This window comes from Brevundimonas kwangchunensis (assembly GCF_039523815.1).
GTDB lineage: Bacteria > Pseudomonadota > Alphaproteobacteria > Caulobacterales > Caulobacteraceae > Brevundimonas > Brevundimonas kwangchunensis.
On sequence record NZ_BAAAGA010000001.1, the window covers coordinates 499,867 to 516,766 of the forward strand.

At 67.4% G+C, this 16,900-nt stretch carries 15 protein-coding genes and 1 tRNA gene; 3 read left to right on the forward strand and 13 right to left on the reverse strand.

Features of this window, described 5'->3' with window-relative positions:
- Positions 1–658, reverse strand: a 658-nt coding sequence (locus ABDZ95_RS02375; RefSeq protein ID WP_343789785.1) for a TetR/AcrR family transcriptional regulator, incomplete at its 3' end; no start/stop codon positions are given.
- A gap of 222 nt (positions 659–880) precedes the next feature.
- On the reverse strand, positions 881–2,719 hold the full coding sequence (locus tag ABDZ95_RS02380; protein WP_343789788.1) for a cation:proton antiporter domain-containing protein: 1,839 nt from the start codon (positions 2,717–2,719) through the stop codon (positions 881–883).
- A gap of 155 nt (positions 2,720–2,874) precedes the next feature.
- Between ABDZ95_RS02380 and ABDZ95_RS02385 the strand changes: the two genes are divergently transcribed.
- Positions 2,875–5,025, forward strand: a complete 2,151-nt coding sequence (locus ABDZ95_RS02385; protein ID WP_343789791.1) for a M13 family metallopeptidase — start codon at positions 2,875–2,877, stop codon at positions 5,023–5,025.
- Between the two features lie 300 nt (positions 5,026–5,325).
- Here ABDZ95_RS02385 and hisS read toward each other — a convergent pair whose 3' ends face one another.
- The 6 genes from hisS to ABDZ95_RS02415 all read right to left on the reverse strand — a co-directional run bounded on the left by hisS (position 5,326) and on the right by ABDZ95_RS02415 (position 10,314).
- A complete protein-coding gene (gene hisS / locus ABDZ95_RS02390) occupies positions 5,326–6,819 on the reverse strand; it encodes a histidine--tRNA ligase (RefSeq protein WP_343789794.1) in 1,494 nt (497 codons plus the stop codon).
- Between the two features lie 77 nt (positions 6,820–6,896).
- Entirely contained in the window at positions 6,897–8,132 is a 1,236-nt protein-coding gene (locus ABDZ95_RS02395; RefSeq protein WP_343789797.1) for a DUF418 domain-containing protein, read from the reverse strand.
- Positions 8,133–8,219: 87 nt separating this feature from the next.
- Complete coding sequence (locus tag ABDZ95_RS02400) at positions 8,220–8,789, reverse strand: phthalate transporter (RefSeq protein ID WP_343789800.1); 570 nt, start codon at positions 8,787–8,789, stop codon at positions 8,220–8,222.
- Entirely contained in the window at positions 8,786–9,664 is an 879-nt protein-coding gene (locus tag ABDZ95_RS02405; protein WP_343789804.1) for a 3-hydroxybutyryl-CoA dehydrogenase, read from the reverse strand. The genes ABDZ95_RS02400 and ABDZ95_RS02405 overlap by 4 nt, the downstream gene beginning before the upstream one ends.
- A 131-nt stretch (positions 9,665–9,795) precedes the next feature.
- On the reverse strand, positions 9,796–10,116 hold the full coding sequence (locus ABDZ95_RS02410; RefSeq protein ID WP_343789807.1) for a YggT family protein: 321 nt from the start codon (positions 10,114–10,116) through the stop codon (positions 9,796–9,798).
- 122 nt (positions 10,117–10,238) lie between these two features.
- A tRNA-Ala gene (locus ABDZ95_RS02415) sits at positions 10,239–10,314 on the reverse strand.
- 235 nt (positions 10,315–10,549) lie between these two features.
- Between ABDZ95_RS02415 and trhO the strand changes: the two genes are divergently transcribed.
- A complete protein-coding gene (gene trhO / locus ABDZ95_RS02420) occupies positions 10,550–11,500 on the forward strand; it encodes an oxygen-dependent tRNA uridine(34) hydroxylase TrhO (RefSeq protein ID WP_343789810.1) in 951 nt (316 codons plus the stop codon).
- 1 nt (position 11,501) lies between these two features.
- Here the strand turns inward: trhO and ABDZ95_RS02425 are convergent, their stop codons facing one another.
- The 5 genes from ABDZ95_RS02425 to ABDZ95_RS02445 all read right to left on the reverse strand — a co-directional run bounded on the left by ABDZ95_RS02425 (position 11,502) and on the right by ABDZ95_RS02445 (position 14,996).
- The gene (locus tag ABDZ95_RS02425) at positions 11,502–11,777 is read right to left on the reverse strand and encodes an HPr family phosphocarrier protein (protein ID WP_343789814.1); all 276 of its coding nucleotides are present in this window, start codon (positions 11,775–11,777) and stop codon (positions 11,502–11,504) included.
- Positions 11,774–12,178, reverse strand: a complete 405-nt coding sequence (locus tag ABDZ95_RS02430; RefSeq protein WP_343789819.1) for a PTS sugar transporter subunit IIA — start codon at positions 12,176–12,178, stop codon at positions 11,774–11,776. The genes ABDZ95_RS02425 and ABDZ95_RS02430 overlap by 4 nt, the downstream gene beginning before the upstream one ends.
- An 85-nt stretch (positions 12,179–12,263) precedes the next feature.
- Positions 12,264–12,689, reverse strand: a complete 426-nt coding sequence (locus ABDZ95_RS02435) for an HPr kinase/phosphorylase (protein WP_343789822.1) — start codon at positions 12,687–12,689, stop codon at positions 12,264–12,266.
- The gene (locus ABDZ95_RS02440) at positions 12,686–14,323 is read right to left on the reverse strand and encodes a two-component sensor histidine kinase ChvG (protein ID WP_343789825.1); all 1,638 of its coding nucleotides are present in this window, start codon (positions 14,321–14,323) and stop codon (positions 12,686–12,688) included. Before ABDZ95_RS02440 ends, ABDZ95_RS02435 begins: the two co-directional genes overlap by 4 nt.
- Positions 14,292–14,996, reverse strand: coding sequence for a two-component response regulator ChvI (locus tag ABDZ95_RS02445; protein WP_343789828.1), 705 nt, complete (start codon positions 14,994–14,996; stop codon positions 14,292–14,294). The genes ABDZ95_RS02440 and ABDZ95_RS02445 overlap by 32 nt, the downstream gene beginning before the upstream one ends.
- A 175-nt stretch (positions 14,997–15,171) precedes the next feature.
- Between ABDZ95_RS02445 and ABDZ95_RS02450 the strand changes: the two genes are divergently transcribed.
- Positions 15,172–16,887 (forward strand): hypothetical protein, encoded by a 1,716-nt coding sequence (locus ABDZ95_RS02450; protein ID WP_343789831.1) that lies wholly within the window; start codon positions 15,172–15,174, stop codon positions 16,885–16,887.
- Positions 16,888–16,900: the final 13 nt, after the last annotated feature.

Sequence of the window (16,900 nt, forward strand, 5' to 3'; positions counted from 1 at the left end):
GCGACAGCGCGCCGGCGAGGATCAGGTCGATCTGCTTGCCGATCTGGGCGTCCAGCTGCTCCATGCCCCAGCCGTCGTAGGCGGCGTGGCGGAAGTTCGACAGCCAGGCGCCGTAGATCAGATCCGACAGCAGGCGGACGTCGGCGTCCTGACGGAGTTCACCATCACGGACGCCGGACTGGACGGTGTCGACGACCACCGAAACCAGCGGCTTCAGCGCGGTGCGGAAGCGAACCTCGGCGGCCTGCGGCTGGAACCACGAGCGGGCGACGATGGCCTGCACCAGCGGCAGTTGATCCAGCGATTCATGGTAGCCGGCGGTCAGGGCGGCCAGCAGGCGGCCGCGCAGGGTGCTCTCGTTCGCCGAAGCAGCCTTCACGACCTCGGCGAGGCGCGCCATGTCCTCGGTCAGGACGGCTTCGAACAGCTCGGCCTTGTCCTGGAAGTTGGCGAAGACCGCGCCCGTCGACATTCCGGCGCCCTTGGCGATGTCACGGATGGTGGCCGGTTCGTAGCCGCGCTCGGCGAAGAGGGTCCGGGCGGCGTCGAGAACCTTCTGCCGGGTCCGGACCTTGGCGGCCTGACGACGGTTGAGACGGGGAGCTTCGGACTCGGAATCCGAAGGGTTCCGGGCGGAACTCAGAGCCAGATCACGCATGAAGAAGGTTTACTCGACTGTTCGGCGGGCGGGCCCGCCGGCGGGGAGAGGATGCGCCGGAGCGCGAAGGTGACGGATCGCCGGGGAACGCCGCACGGCAGCCCCTGTTCGCGGCGAAGCCGGGGTCTGACCATGCAACGATGACCAAATTGGGGTGTACAGATTAACAGCAGCGCCACGCGAGCGGTTAATGCACCGCGTTCTGTGGAAGATTGTCGCGGACTACCGCCGCAGGGTTGAGCGCAGCGCGCGGGGCGCGCGGGACGTGTCCCCCTCGGGCATGGCGGCCTGGAACACCTTGCGGAACTGGTCCCGCTTTTCGTGCACCGACGCCAGCACCAAACCCATCGGGATGCCCAGATCGACCAGGGTGTTCTCGGCCAACTGAAGACTGGCCTCGGTGGTCTCGGGCACCGCATCGGTGACGCCAAGACGGTACAGGCGTTCGGCGTGTTTCGAGTCCCGCGCGCGCGCGATCAGGATGACATCGGGGCGCATCTTCCGGACCGCCTCGACCACCTCGTCAACCTTGGTAGGCGCGTCCATGGTCACGACCACGGCCCGGACCCGGTCGATGGCGCATTTCTCGAGCATCTCGGAACGAGCCGCGTCGCCGTAGAACACGTTTGAGCCCTCGGCCCGCCCCTTGGCGACCGTCGAAGCGTTGGCGTCCAGCGCCATAAAGGGCTGCTGGTGCTCCAGCAGCATCTCGCCGACCAGCCGGCCGACCCGACCGAAGCCGACGATCAGCACCTGGCCGTCTTCCGGGGTCGGAACCAGCGCTTCCGGGACCAGGTCCGGCTGCTCCTTCGCCACCTTGTTCACCAGGCGCTGCGCCAGCATGGCCATCAGGGGAACGGTGAACATGCTGATGGTCGCCGCGATCATGACCGTGCGCGAGAAGTCGGGGCTGACGATGCCCTCCACTGCCCCGGCGGCGAGGATGACGAAGGCGAACTCCCCTGCGGGTCCGAGCACCAGAGCCGTCTCGATCGCGGTCCTGTTCTTCACCCCCCACAGCCGGGCCGCGCCATAGATCAGGACGGCCTTGAGCGCCGTCAGGCCGAAGGCGAGGCCGAACACGCGCGCCGGATCGGAGGCCACAACGTCCAGATCCAGCCCGATGCCGACGCCGACGAAGAAGACGCCCAGCAGCAGCCCCTTGAACGGTTCGATCGAGACCTCGACCTCTCGCCGGAACTCCGTCTCGGCCAGCAGCAGTCCGGCGACCAGTGCGCCGAGGCTCATGGACAGGCCGGCGATCTGGGCCGCCAGACCGGCGCCGACGACCACCAGCAGGCTGGCGGCGACGAACAGTTCCTGCCCCTGCCCCCTGCTGCGCGCGCGGGCCACCGACCGGAACATGGGGCGCAGCACAAGGCGGCCGAGGATGACGATCAGGGCCAGCCCGATCGCCGCCGGGATCAGGGTCAGCAGGGCCGGGCGCAGCACGGCCGGATCGAACTCGCCGGCGGGTGTGGCCGTCTGAAGCGCCGTGGCCGCCAGAACCGTGACCGTGATCAGGATCGGCGCGACGGCCAGATCCTGGGCCAGCAGTATGGAGAAGGTCGAGCGCCCCGTCGCGCCGCCCATCCGTCCGCGCTCGGCCATGACCGGCATCACGACTGCGGTCGAGGACAGGGCCAGCCCCATGCCCAGCACAGCGGCCGACACCAGCGTCTGGCCCATCAGCATGAACATGGCCGCGAGGCCGACGGTGCAGACCGCGACCTGGGTCAGGCCCAAACCGAAGACCAGCCGCCGCATGGCCTTCAGTCGTTCCCAAGACAGCTCGAGCCCGATCATGAACAGCAGGAAGGCGACGCCCAGCTCGGACAGAAGGCGGATCTGGCCCGCGTCCGAGATGGTCAGCCAGTTCAGCCAGGGAACGGCGCCGGACAGCCGCGCCAGACCGTCCGGCCCCAGCAGCACGCCTGCCGCGAGAAAGCCCAGAACCGGACTGATCTTCAGACGATTGAAAAGCGGGACCACGACCCCTGCGGCGGCCAGAAAGACCACCAGGTCCTTGTACTCTCCCGCCGAACCGCCGTGAGTCGCCATCCGTCCCCCCAATCGGTTCAGCCTACAGGCTGAAACGCCGGGCCACAGGGGTTTCCGTCGATTCATGACAAAAATTTCAGGCGACACCCGGAGCACCGGGCGTAGGGTCCCGGCCGACCCTTCCGTCAGGTGAAGAGAAGTCCGGAAAATACTCCATGAAGAAGTTGCTTGTCGGCGCCGCCTTCGGCGCGATGCTCCTGCCGTCCGCCGCCCTCGCCCATCCCGATCCGCTGGCCTGGGCCGCCGGTGACGACCACGCCTGCATCGACGAGGCGTGCACCGTGTTCGAACTATTCCAGACGCCGGCGCAGGGCGCGGGCGTGGTGACCGGCTGGCAGGGCACCGAGGCGCCCCGCTACGGAACCTGGGGCTTCGACCTGAACGGTCGCGACACCTCGGTGAACCCGGGCGACAATTTCTTCCGCTACGCCAACGGCACGGCCGTCGACAATCTGCAGATTCCGTCGGACCGCACCTCCTACGGCTCGTTCAACCTGCTGCGCGAGCTGTCCGACAACCGCGTGAAGGTCATGATCGACGCCCTCGTGGCGCGCACCGACCTGACGCAGGGTTCGGACGAGCAGAAGATCGCCGACGCCTATCGTTCCTACATGGATGAGGCCCGCATCGAGCAACTGGACGCCCAGCCGCTGCAGCCCTATCTGGCCGCGATCCGCGCCGCCGACACCCATGACAAGGCCGCTGTCTACATGGGCGAGACCCAAGGCCGCATCGGCGGCTCGATCTTCGGCACCGGCATCACGATCGACCAGAAGGCGCCCACCCGTTACGTCGTCTCGACCAGCCAGTCGGGCCTCGGCCTGCCGAACCGCGACTTCTATCTGGACGCCCGTCACGCCGAGAAGAAGGTCCTGTACCAAGCCTACGTCGCGCGCCTGCTGGGCATGATCGGCTGGGACAATCCGGAACAGGCCGCCGCCGACATCGTGGCGTTCGAGACCCGCATCGCCGAGGCGCACTGGACCCTCGCCCAGAGCCGCAACCGCGACGAGACCTACAACGAGTACACCATCGCCCGTCTGGCCTCGGAGGCCCCCGGCTTCCCGTGGCAGGACTACTACAGCGCCATCGGCGTCGGTGAAGTGCCGCGCCTGATCGTGCGTCAGGACACCGCCCTGCCGAAGATCGCCGAGATCTACGCCGAAACCCCGATGGCGACGATCCAGGCCTGGCAGGCCTTCCACACGACCGACGACGCCGCGCCGCGCCTGTCGCGCCGCTTCTCGGACGCCCAGTGGGAGTTCCGCTCGCGCGACCTGAACGGCCAGCCGATGCAGCGTCCGCGCGACAAGCGGGGCATCAGCTTCGCCGAGGGCATGCTGGGCGAGGCCGTTGGCCGCCAGTACGTCACCGAGTACTTCCCGGCCGAGTCCAAGGCCAAGATGGAAGAACTGGTCGCCAACCTGCGCATCGCGCTCGGCAACCGCATCCGCAACTACACCTGGATGAGCGCCGCGACCCAGGCGGCCGCCCAGGAGAAGCTCGACAAGTTCACCGTCAAGATCGGCTATCCGGACAAATGGCGCGACTACTCGGCGCTGGAAGTCCGGGCTGACGACCTGTTCGGCAATGCCGAGCGCGCCGGCCTGTTCCAGTGGAACTACCAGCTGGCTCGCCTGAACAGCCCGGTGGACAAGGACGAGTGGGGCATGACCCCGCAGACCGTGAACGCCTATTACAACTCGTCCAACAACGAGATCGTCTTCCCGGCCGCCATCCTGCAGCCGCCCTTCTTCGATCCGAACGCGGATCCGGCCGTGAACTACGGGGGCATCGGCGGCGTGATCGGCCACGAGATCGGCCACGGCTTCGACGACCAGGGCTCCAAGTCCGACGGCGATGGCGTGCTGCGCAGCTGGTGGACGCCGCAGGACCGGGCCGCCTTCGACGCCCTGACCTCGCGTCTGGGCGAACAGTACGGCCAGTTCGAGCCGCTGCCGGGTCACCCGATCCAGCCGCTGCTGACCATGGGCGAGAACATCGGCGACGCCGCCGGCGTGGCCGTGGGTCTGGAAGCCTATCACCTGTCGCTGGGCGGCCGCCCGGCGCCGGTTCTGGACGGCACGACCGGCGACCAGCGCTTCTTCTTCGGCTGGGCGCAGGTCTGGCAGTCGAAATACCGCGAGGACGCGCTGATCAACCAGATCGCCACCGACTCGCACAGCCCGGCCGAGTTCCGCGTGATCGGTCCGGTGCGCAACGTCGACGCCTGGTACGACGCCTTCGATGTCCAGCCCGGCAGCCGGTACTATCTGCGTCCGGAAGATCGCGTCCGCATCTGGTAAGCGGATCGACCGTATGAAGACGAAAGGCCGGAGCACCGCTCCGGCCTTTTTTGTTCTGCCTCTTGCCGAGCGGCACGGTGCTGGCTTCCAGACGCAAAAAAGCCCGCCGCGGGGGATACATCGCGGCGGGCTTTCTTTCGCTCTCTGAGGAGCGGACGTTTCCTCCCCGAAACGCCTCCAGGATGCCGCTGCGCCGAAACGCTGCGCTTCCCGAGTGCGTCAGAAAGACGACAAATCGCCGCGCAAGTCAATCAAGACCCTGACGACAGAAGGGAAATTTCCTTTGTTATCAGCGATAACTCACGAAGCTGTGCGCGCCGCGTCGACGATGGCTCGAACCGTGGCCACCAGTTCAGCGCGAGGGGCGACCCGCTGGCCTGGCCGCTCGGCCTTCCACGCCTCATTGTCGGTGATGCCAGCGGCCAAGGCGCGCCCGGCGTCGAGATCCTTGATCGTCACCTGACCGGCGGCGATCTCGTCTCCGCCCAGAATGACAGCGGCCGGCGCGCCACGACGGTCGGCATATTTCATCTGCGCCTTCATGCCCGCCCGACCCAGATACAGCTCTGCGGCGATACCTGCATTGCGGAGCTCGGACACGGCGTCGAGATAGTGCTGCATGTCGTCCTGCGAGAAGACGATGACCACGACCGGGCCTCGCACCGCATCCTCGTCTCCGCGGCCGGCCGCACGCAGGGCCGAGGCCAGACGCGAGACGCCGAACGAGAAGCCGGTCGCCGGCAGACGCTCGCCGGTGAAGCGGGCGACCAGATCGTCATAGCGACCGCCGCCACCGATCGAGCCGAAGCGGACCGCACGGCCCTTTTCGTCGATAGTCTCGAGCAGCAGCTCCGCCTCGAACACGGCGCCGGTGTAGTACTCCAGCCCGCGCACGATGGTCGGGTCGAAGCGAACGGCGTCCTCGCCCACCCGCATTGCAGTCAGGGCGCGGTCGATGGCCGCCAGCTCTTCCAGCGCGCTCTCGCCCGTGGCGCCGAGACCGCCGGCCTGCGCGATCCGGTTCAGGGTTTCCGCGCGCGACAGCGCGCCGTCGCCGGCCGAAGCGAGGAAGGCCTCGATGGTCGCCGCGACCGCCTTGGGCACATTGGCGCCCTTGGTGTAGTCGCCGGACTCATCCAGACGACCTTCGCCCAGCAGCAGGGAGACGCCCTCCCAGCCCAGGCGGTCGAACTTGTCGATGGCGCGCAGGGCGGTCAGCTTCTGGATCGGATCAGTCACGCCGCCGGCCTCGAACAGGCCATCGAACAGCTTGCGGTTCGAGACGCGGATAACCGCCTGGCCGGCCGCCAGACCCGCCGCCTGAAGGCCCTCGCAAGCCATGGCGATGATCTCGGCGTCGGCCTCGGGCCGGTCCGAGCCGACGGTGTCGGCGTCGCACTGGACGAACTCGCGGAAGCGGCCCGGACCGGGCTTCTCGTTGCGCCACACCGGCCCGAAGGCATAGCGGCGGAACGGCTTGGGCAGGGTTTCCCAGCCCTGCGCCGCGAACCGGGCCAGAGGCGCGGTCAGGTCGTAGCGCAGCGCCATCCACTGGTCGTCATCGTCCTGCAGGGCGAAGACCCCCTCGTTCGGACGATCGGCGTCCGGCAGGAATTTGCCCAAGGCGTCGGCGTACTCGAACGCGCCGGTATCCAGCGGCTCGAAGCCCCAGCGCTCATAGACCTCGGACACGCGCTGGACCAGGCGGCGCTCGGCCACGAGATCGCGGCCACGGCGATCGGCGAACCCCCGGGGGGCGCGGGCTTCGGGGCGGGAGGCGGCGTCTTCGGTCATGGCGGGCTTCTAGAGGTTCCAGGTTTCAGGTTCTAGGGACTAGGGGAAGATCCGCCCCAGAACCTCCCACCTCGAACCTAACCCCTCGATATGGGCACCATCCGGCCGTAGGTCAGGCAGCGCCACGCCCACTCCAGCGGCCCCATGCTGAACCTCGACAGCCACAGCGGCGACCAGATCAGCTGGGCGGCCCAGATGGCGACGACCACTGTCCACATCTGCACCGGATCATGCTGACCGAACCACGTCGGGCCCCATGGCGCGTAATACAGCGTCACCATGATCAGGGTCTGGGTCAGGTAGTTGGTAAAGGCCATTCGCCCGACAGGGACCAGCCAGGCGGTTAGCGGCTGCAGGCCAAACCGGACCAGCAGGATCAGGACGCTGGCGTAGAAGAGGGTGATCAGGAAGGCCATGCCACCGGCGGCGGCGGCCAGACCGTTCGTCGGATCCGCTTCGCCCGCCATGATGTCCTGCCAGCGCAGCACGGCGAAGGCGATCAGATTGGCGCCGCCGATGGCGACGACCGTCAGATAGGTCCACAGCGGCGCCTTGCCGTGCAGATAGCCCGACTTGAACAGACCGAGCCCGAGCATCATCAGCGGCACGGTGATCGGAATCAGGAACGGGCTGACCATCAGCTGGAAGGTCGCCAGCACCTTGGCGTTTTCGATGAACGGCGCGAGACCGCCTGCGCGGTACAGTTCGATCGCCGCGGCGATGGCGGCGGGATCCGAAGCCGGCTGGCCGGCCTGCATCTGGGCCTCGAACTCCGGCGGCATGTTCGCCATCGCCCAATAGCCGAGCACGGCGATGACGCCCCACAACAGGGTAATCCCCCCGCCGACCCAGAGCAGCCGCTTCGGCTTCCACGAGCGCATCAGCATCATGAGCAGGCCGCAGTAGGCATAGTGCAGCAGGATATCGCCGTACCAGATCAGGCCGTGCAGGATGCCGAACAGTCCCAGCCACATAAGGCGGCGCGTCAGCAACGGGCCGCGCTGCTCATCGAACCGCTCGCCGCCGACCAGAAAGATCGAGACGCCGAACAGCATGGTGAAAAGAGTGCGGAACTTGTCGGCGAAGAAGACGTCCGTGATCCACAGCCCGATCAGATCCGCCTGCGTATCCGATCCCGGCGGCGGCAGGTCGGCCATCGTCAGCTGGAACGGCCAGGCGAAGGAAATCGCGTTGACCGCGAGGATGCCGAGAATGGCCCAGCCCCGCAGCATGTCGAGATTATGGATGCGGTCCTTCGGTCGGACCGGCTCCGGTGCAGGCAAAACGGACGGCTGGATCTCTACGGCGGCCATGACCTGTCTCCCCCTGCATCAGGCGGGCGCAGCTTGGCGGCGGCAAACATTACGTCAAACAAATTCGACGTAAGGTTGGTGAAAGCCTCAGGCCTCGTTTCTGTCACCCATGACGCCGAGACGGTCCCGCACCTCGGGTTGGGGGCGGAAGGCGATGAAGGCGGCGCACAGGCCGGCCCAGAGCGCATAGGCCACGCCGATCACCACCGCGAACGGAAGGCCGCCGACGCCGAAGATCAGCAGGGTCGTCTCCGTGGCGCCGATGCCCTCGCCAAGATTGGCGGCGCTCAGCCACTGACCGATGACCTGAACAAGGGCGAAGATGGCGGCCAGGGCCACGGCCAGCAGGCCGCCATAAAACATGAAGCGCCAGACCACGCCCAGACGCGTCGCCGGTCGCCCTGTCTGGCGACGCTCGCGCGCCAGCAACCAGAAGCCGCCCGGCACGGCGAAGACGCCGATCAGCAGCAGCATGAGCCGCCAGTCCATCTCGATGCCCGGCATCCAGTTCTGCGGCGGCCAGATCAGCAGGGTGATGACCAGCGGCGGCCAGAAAACGCCCGCCAGCGCGGCCAGCGCCGTGTGCTGGGGCTCGCGCTTCCACGCCACGCGCTGCTGGCCGGGGAAGTCTTCGGGACGTTCGAGTTTGGGAATCATCGCGTCGGCACCGGTTCGGCGCCGGAATAGTCATAGAAGCCGCGGCCCGACTTGCGACCCAGCCAGCCGGCCTCGACGTATTTCACCAGCAGCGGACAGGGCCGGTATTTGCTGTCCGCCAGACCTTCGTAGAGGACGTTCATGATGGCCAGAACGACGTCGAGCCCCATGAAGTCGGCCAGCTCCAGCGGGCCCATCGGATGGTTGGCGCCCAGCTTCAGCGCCTTGTCGATCGACGAGACGTTCCCGACGCCCTCGTACAGGGTGTAGATCGCCTCGTTGATCATCGGCACCAGGATGCGGTTGACGATGAAGGCAGGGAAATCCTCGGCATTGGTCGTGGTCTTGCCCAGCGACTCGGCGAAGGCGACGGCGGTTTCGTAGGTCTCGGCCGAGGTGGCTATGCCGCGGATGATCTCCACCAGCTTCATAACCGGCGCCGGCTTCATGAAGTGCAGGCCGATGAACCGCTCAGGCCGGTCCGTCGCCGAGGCGAGACGGGTGATCGAGATCGACGAGGTGTTGGAGGCCAGCAGGGTCGACGGCCCCAGCAGCGGGGTCAGTTCGAGGAAGATCGACTTCTTGGTCGTCTCGTCCTCGACGGCCGCCTCGATGACCAGATCGGCCTTGGCGGCCTCGGCCAGAGACCCGGCCTGCCGGATGCGCTTCAGCGCGGCGTCGGCCGCCGACTGGTCCATCAGATCGCGCGAAACCTGACGCGCAAGGCTGGCGGCGATGGCGCCCAGCGCCTGCGGCACACGATCGCCGGCGGCGTCGAACAGCAGGACGTCATAGCCGCCCGAAGCCACCGTCTGGGCGATGCCGGCGCCCATCTGGCCGGCGCCGACAATGGCGACTGTTCTGATCGTGCTCATGGAGTCCGGTTAGCTGCCGGGCGCGGGGGCCCTGTGGGCGGGCACCTTAGGACGGTCCCCGTATGGTGCAAGCGTCAGGCCGGAAAGGATTTCGCATTCCTGTCCGGCGTGGCGCGTCCGCATCTTCGACCTTAGTAAGCGACCAGCAGGCTCAGCAGGGCCGCCTGCGACGCCGGCAGCAGGTAGTTCATGACGCCGGTGATCAGGATCAGCACGATGATCGGCGTGATGTCGATGCCGCCCAGAGTCGGGATGATCCGACGGAAGGGCGCCAGCACCGGGCCGGTAATCCGGTCCAGCGCCTCGGCCAGGCTGGCGACGAAACGGTTGCGGTAGTTGATGACGTCGAAGGCGAACAGCCAGCTCAGGATGGCGCTGACGATGATGGCCAGACGCAGCAGGTTCAGCAGCGCGTGCAGAACGAAGAAGATAAAGCCGATGATCGCCGCCATGCCCGCGATAGCTCCTTGCCGGGGTGTTCGGTTCCGCTTCTAGCGACGCCCGCGACGAAACGCCAAGGTTTCCGCCACGGTGCGACCGCGGGGCAGCGTAACGAACTGAGAAGGGAAACGCCTGGTGGAGCCGAGGGGAGTCGAACCCCTGACCTCGTCATTGCGAACGACGCGCTCTACCAACTGAGCTACGGCCCCGTTTTTCGGGTGCAGGCGAGCGCGCGACATACGAGCGCGCCACGGGTGGTGTCAACGGGTTTCGGCGGGTTTGAGGGCGGCCAGACCCGGAGCCTTTGCAGGTTCGGAAATGACCGCCCCGGCGCGACGGATGGTGGTATCCGCCTCGCCTCATGCCGGATATGACGGATCGGCTTCGCTGGATCACTACACGAGACGACTTTCTGATTTCGCCGGAGAGGGCTATCTCGCGCCCATGCCCTCCGCGCCCTTCCGCATCGCCGCCCTCTACCGCTTCGCGCAAATCGCGGATCGCGAGGCCGTGCAGGCGAAGCTGAAGGCTTTGTGCGAGCCGGATGTGCGCGGCATCCTGCTTGTGGCGCACGAAGGGCTGAACGGCACGATCGCCGGGCCACCGGAGGCCATCGACAGAGTGCTGGCCGGCATCTGCGTCCTGCCCGGCTTCGCGGAAATCGAGGTCAAGTTCTCGGAGGCGCAGGCCCAACCCTTCCACCGGATGAAGGTGCGGCTGAAAGCCGAGATCGTCACCATGGGCGAGCCGGGCGTGGACCCGTCGCGAGACGTCGGGACCTATGTCACCCCGGCCAAATGGAATGCCCTGATCTCCGACCCGGACACGGTCGTGATCGACACCCGCAACGATTACGAAGTCGATGTCGGCACCTTCAGGGGCGCCGTGTCGCCGAACACCCGCACCTTCCGCGACTTCCCCGACTGGTTCCGCACCGAGGGCCGGGCCCTGCTGGAGCGGCCGAACCCGCCGAAGGTGGCCATGTTCTGCACCGGCGGCATCCGCTGCGAGAAGGCGACGGCCTTCCTGAAGGCCGAGGGCGTCGCGGACGTCCATCACCTGCAGGGCGGCATCCTGAAGTATCTGGAGACCGTGCCGGAGGCCGAGAGCCTGTGGGATGGCGAGTGTTTCGTCTTCGACGAGCGGGTCGCGGTCGGTCACGGCCTGACGCAGGGCGATCATAGCCTGTGCCGGGGGTGCCGGATGCCGGTCAGCGCCCAGGGCCGGACCTCGCCGCATTACGTCGAGGGGGTCTGCTGCGAGCGCTGCCACGACACGCGCACGGAGACCCAGAAGGCCGGATCACGCGAACGGGCGCGACAGATCGAGATTGCGGAGCAGCGCGGCGTCGATCACGTCGGCGCGCGTCTGGCGCCGAAGCTTCGCGAGGAGTGAGTTACTCGCCCTCGTCGAACTTGCGATCGACCAGGTCCAGCAGGGCGTCGATGGCGGTCTGGGCGTCCGGGCCCTCGGCGGCGATGTCGATCGAGCAGCCGTTGCCGGCGCCGAGCATCAGAAGGCCCATGATCGACAGGGCGTTCACCGTGACGCCGTCGCGGGTGACCTGGATCTCGGCGTCATAGCTGGAGGCCAGCTTGACGAATTTGGCGCTGGCCCGGGCGTGCAGGCCGCGGGTGTTGCAGATGTTGGCCGTAGCGGTCGCCGTGGTCATTTCTCGCCCTGCAGCACCCAGCTGGCCACCGAGATGTATTTGCGGCCGGCGTCCTGGGCATGGGCCACGCAGGTCTCCAGCGGTTCGCGAACGCGCACGCTGGCCAGCTTGATCAGCATGGGCAGGTTCAGGCCAGCGATCACCTCGGCGTGGGTCTCTTCCATGACCGAGATGGCGAGATTCGATGGCGTTCCGCCGAACATGTCGGTCAGCAGGATGACGCCATCGCCGTCGTCCACCGCGCGCGCGGCGTCGACGATGTCGCGCCGGCGGCGCTCCATGTCGTCCTCGGGGCCGATGCAGATGGCCGCGACCCCGCGCTGGGGTCCGACCACATGCTCCATGGCCGCCAGAAATTCCGAGGCCAGTCCCCCGTGGGTGACGATAACCAGCCCGATCATGAAGGCTTCACCAACTCGCGCCCCAGCGTCCCGGTCGTTCTGAACAGACCGCAAGCCGCGCGGAATAGCCCAACTCCGCGTCCGGTTAAAGCGCGGCCAACGCCGCCGCGACCTTTTCACCCGCCGAGGTTTCGCGAGGATCGAGCCTGAGCAGGGGCAGGCTGACGCCGTCAAACGTCCGGAATTCGGGCTCCGGAAGGCGTTCCGGCGGCTCCTGGGCCAGTGCGACGGCCAGCACAACGCGCACCGGAGCGACAACGGGGCGTGACACGATTCCCACGCCTCTGACCTCGATCCGGCCGGCGATCCGCTCTGTAGGCGCGGCGTAGAGCGCCTCGCCCGAGGCGAAGACGTGGACATAGTCGTCGCCGACCAGCCGCCAGCCGGACCCGATCAGGCGCAGGGCCAGATCGCTTTTTCCGGCGCCGGAGGCCCCGGTCAGCAGAACCGCACGCCAGCCGGAGCGTGTGTGCCGGGCGACGGCCGTGGCGTGGACCGGCTGCCGACTCACGCGCGGCGGGCCTGCGGCGCGGCGGGCAGGGAGACCTCGAAGCGGGCGCCGATCACGCGCCCCTGATCATCGGTGCGATTGTACGCCTGGACCCGGCCGTTATGCGCCTCGACGATCTGGCGGACGATGGACAGGCCCAGACCGGAGTTGTTGCCGAAGGCCGTGCCGCGCGGACGCGATGTGTAGAAGCGCTCGAACACCGTCTCCAGGTTCTCCGGCGGGATGCCGGGGCCGGAGTCCTCAACGGTCACATGGATCGGCCTCTGGAAGTCCAGATCGTCGCGCTTCAGGATCACCCGAACCTCGCCGTCCGCGGGACTGAAGGAGCGGGCATTGTCGATCAGGTTGCGGAACACCTGCCCCAAGGGCCCATCGCGCCCCATCACGGAGACGGCCTCGGAAGCCGCAGGCGCGAAGATCACATGGGCCTCGCCCGGCTTGCGGCCGGCGTCGTAGACCGAAACGATGTCCGACAGCAGGGTCGAAAGCGCGATCACCCGCGGGCGGTCGCGGTTCAGCTCCGCGTCCAGACGTGATGCGTTGGAGATGTCGGTGATCAGGCGATCGAGCCGACGTACGTCCTGCTGCAGCAAGGTGGTCAGTTTTTCGCGCTGCGCCTCGGTCTTGACCAGCGGCAGGGTCTCAAGCGCCGAACGGATCGAGGTCAGCGGGTTCTTGATCTCGTGACTGACGTCGGCGGCGAAGGCCTCGATGGCGTCCATCCGGGCCGACAGGGTCTCGGTCATCGTCTCCAGCGAGCGGGCGAGGTCGCCGATCTCGTCCTTGCGGCCTTCGAGGTCCGGGAGAGAAATGGCGCGGGCACGCTGCAGGCGGACCTCATCCGCGGCGGCCGACAGGCGCATGACGGGGCGGGCCACGAACAGGTGCAGCAGCAGGGCGGTGAGAAGTGACACGCCCAGCGCCACGAGCGCGAAGGGCATCAGGGCGGCGCGCTGCTGGGCGATGGTCTCGTCCACGTCGCCGGCTTCCAGCGTCAGAACGCCGAGCACCTGCTCGACGTGACGGACGGGGATCGACACCGAGACGACCCGGTCGCCGTTCTCGGAAATGCGAACCCCGGCTTGGGGCTGGCCGTCCAGCGCGCCCTCGACCTCGCGGGCCAGTTCGGCCCGGGCGCGTTCGAGACGAAGGCCGGCCTTTTTCTCGCGCGCAGGATCGACGGGCGCCTCGGGCGTACCCGCGGGTCTTGCAGGCGGCAGGGGCTGACCGGGGATCGCCTCGGTCACCTGATAGCTGTCGGCGACCGGCAGGCCGTCGATGTCATAGAGGCGTGCGCGCTGCCCGGTCGGAATGAAGGTGTCGACCAGCAGCGAGCTGGCCCGCAGGGTATCGAGCATCGGCTGGGGCTCGCCCTGGGTGATGCCTTGGTCGCCCAGCACCTTCACGAGAATCTCGCCTTGGGCCTTCAGCGTCTCCTGACGCGCCTCGATCAGCCCGCGCGTCCATTCGTTCAGGGCAAGCGCGCCGACGAACAGAATGAGCAGGCTGAGCAGGTTTAGCGCAAGGATGAGACCGCCCAGCCGAGAGCCCCCGAACCGCCGGGGGCGGCGCGGGCGGTCATCCTCCGCCGCAGCGGATGTCTCAGCTCTCGCGGTAGCGGTATCCGACGCCATACAGGGTCTCGATCGCGTCGAACTCGGGATCGACGACCCGGAACTTCTTGCGCATGCGCTTCACATGGCTGTCGATGGTGCGGTCATCGACATAGACCTGATCGTCGTAGGCGGCGTCCATCAGGTTGTCGCGGCTCTTCACGAAACCGGGACGCTGGGCCAGCGCCTGCAGCAGCAGGAACTCGGTGACCGTCAGCTTGACCGGCTTGCCGTCCCACATGCTCTCGTGGCGGGCCGGGTCCATGGTCAGCTTGCCGCGCTTGATGGCCTTGTTGCCGCCTTCGGCCGAAACTTCCGGCTCGCCGCCGTCGATGCCGGAACGGCGCAGCAACGCCTTCACCCGCTCGATCAGCAGACGCTGGCTGAAGGGTTTGTGGATGTAGTCGTCGGCGCCGAGGTTGAAGCCGAGGATCTCGTCGATCTCCTCGTCCTTCGAGGTCAGCATGATGACCGGGATGCTCGAGGTCTGGCGCAGGCGGCGCAGGACCTCCATCCCATCCATGCGGGGCATCTTCACGTCCAGGATCGCGAGATCCGGCGGCGAGGTCTCCAGCGCCTCCAGACCGGCGGCGCCGTCGTGATAGGCGGTGACCTTGTGCCCATGGCTCTCCAGCGCCAGCGAAACGGAAGCGACGATGTTCTCGTCGTCGTCGACCAGGGTGATGTTGGCCAAGGGGCTCTCCTTGCAGACTCTTCGTGCGCACGCTCAACGCGCAGCAAGCGTAACCGTTCTACGCCATCGCGGTGAGATTGCGGCGGAAAAGATGGCGACGCCGGCCTTAGTTCGCAATGAAACCGGACCTTAAAGTCTGACAGCGATCATGGGAGGCTGTTTCCGCGAGCGTTCCATGGCCGGCCCTGTCCACTACGAAGTCTACATCCGGAAGACCGCGCCGGCGCCCTGGGCCCTGCAGATGGCGACCGAGGATCGCGCACACGCGATCGAAACGGCCGAGGACCTGCTGCGCGACGACCGCGCCGCCGCCGTGCGGGTCACCAAGGAGACGCTCGATCCGGACACGATGGAGTTCAACAGCGTCACCGTCCTGACCAAGGGCGCGCCGGAGGTGAAGCGCAAGCGCCTGGTGCCCGAGGATGAGGCCGGCCCCCGCTGCGGCGGCCCGCAAGACCTTTACACCCCGATGGCCCGCGAGTTGATGGGCCGGGTGCTGGAAGACTGGCTGCAGCGTCAGGGAGTCACGACCTTCGAGCTGCTGCACCGTCCGGATCTGGCCGAACGGCTGGATGCGTCAGGCGTCGAGTTGCAGCATGCCATCCAGAAGGTCGCGGTGCCCGAAAGTCAGGCCGTCGGACAGCCGGTGCATGACCTGGTCCGGCACTATCAAAAGCTGTCGGAACAGACGATCGAACGACTGGTCACCGCCGGCCGCAAGGGTCGTTTCCCCAGCCTCGAAAACCACTCCCTCGCCGATCTGGCCCATCGCCTGAGTGGCCAGGCGGAACGAGGATTCATCATGGCCGGCATCATCGTCGGCGCGCTCAAAGGCATCCGGGGCAATCGGGCCCGGCTCGACAAGCTGATGGATATGGCCGACCGGGCCCCGATGGACGGGGCCCCTCGCGCGATGGTCATGGTCCCCATTGAACAACTGCTGTGCGAGATGCTGGGAACCCGGACCAGCCTCGCCGAGGTCCTTGGCCCCTCTCTCGATCAGGGGGCCTCTCTGGCGGCCGTGGTGCGCATGGTCGCTCCGCGGGAAGTCGATCTGCTGGTGGCGCAGGACACCCGCATGTCGCTTTTGATCCCGGTCGTCGACGGACCGGCCGCAAGGCTGGGAGCGAGGCTCGAGGCCGGAGAGTTCCCGTTGCTGTCCGCCGCCCTCGCCCGGATGGTGTTGCGTGAGCTGATGAGCCCCCGGCGGTTGCGCCCCGCCGACGCGGCGGGCGAGATCGACATTCTGCGGGCGCTGGCCATGACCCTGACCGCAACGGCAGGCCGCCTTCTGACCCTCGAGGAGGTGCAGACCGCGTTCAACGAGAGGTCGAAGGCCCTCGTCACCGCCGATTTCGTGGCCGCCTATGTGAAGCCCTGCGAGTCCGTGCAGTGCGAGGCGGAAGCTCTGACGCGCCTCTGCGAGAACGTGACCGGCGTCGCCAACAAGCGCTCGGCGGCCCGCTGGCTGTCGGCCTGCATCACCTCGCTGCGATTCGAGACCGAGATGCGCGAGCCGCAGGCCCAGGCGGCGCTGCACAAGCTGGCGCTGCTGGCCAACATGCAGCGTGCGATCCGGGCCTGCGGCCTGTCGGAGCGCGACGAGGAAGATATCGGCAACGCGTTCGGCGTGGTAGGCGGATCGGTCGAGACAGAGGGCAAAGCCATCGCGGCCCTCCTGCGTTCACCTGCTCCGGTACCCCAGAAGCTGTCGGCCCTGCTCCGCCTCGCCGCAGGCGAGACGGCTCCGTTGGGGCCAGTCGCCGAAAGGGCCAAGGCCGAGGCATTGCGCCTGTTCCGCATGCCGGACGCGCGCGCCGCGCTGGCGGCCCAACCCGAGGCGCTGGGCCCGCTCAAGGGCCTGATGAAGGCAGCCGGACTGGCCGCCTAGATCAGGCTGACAG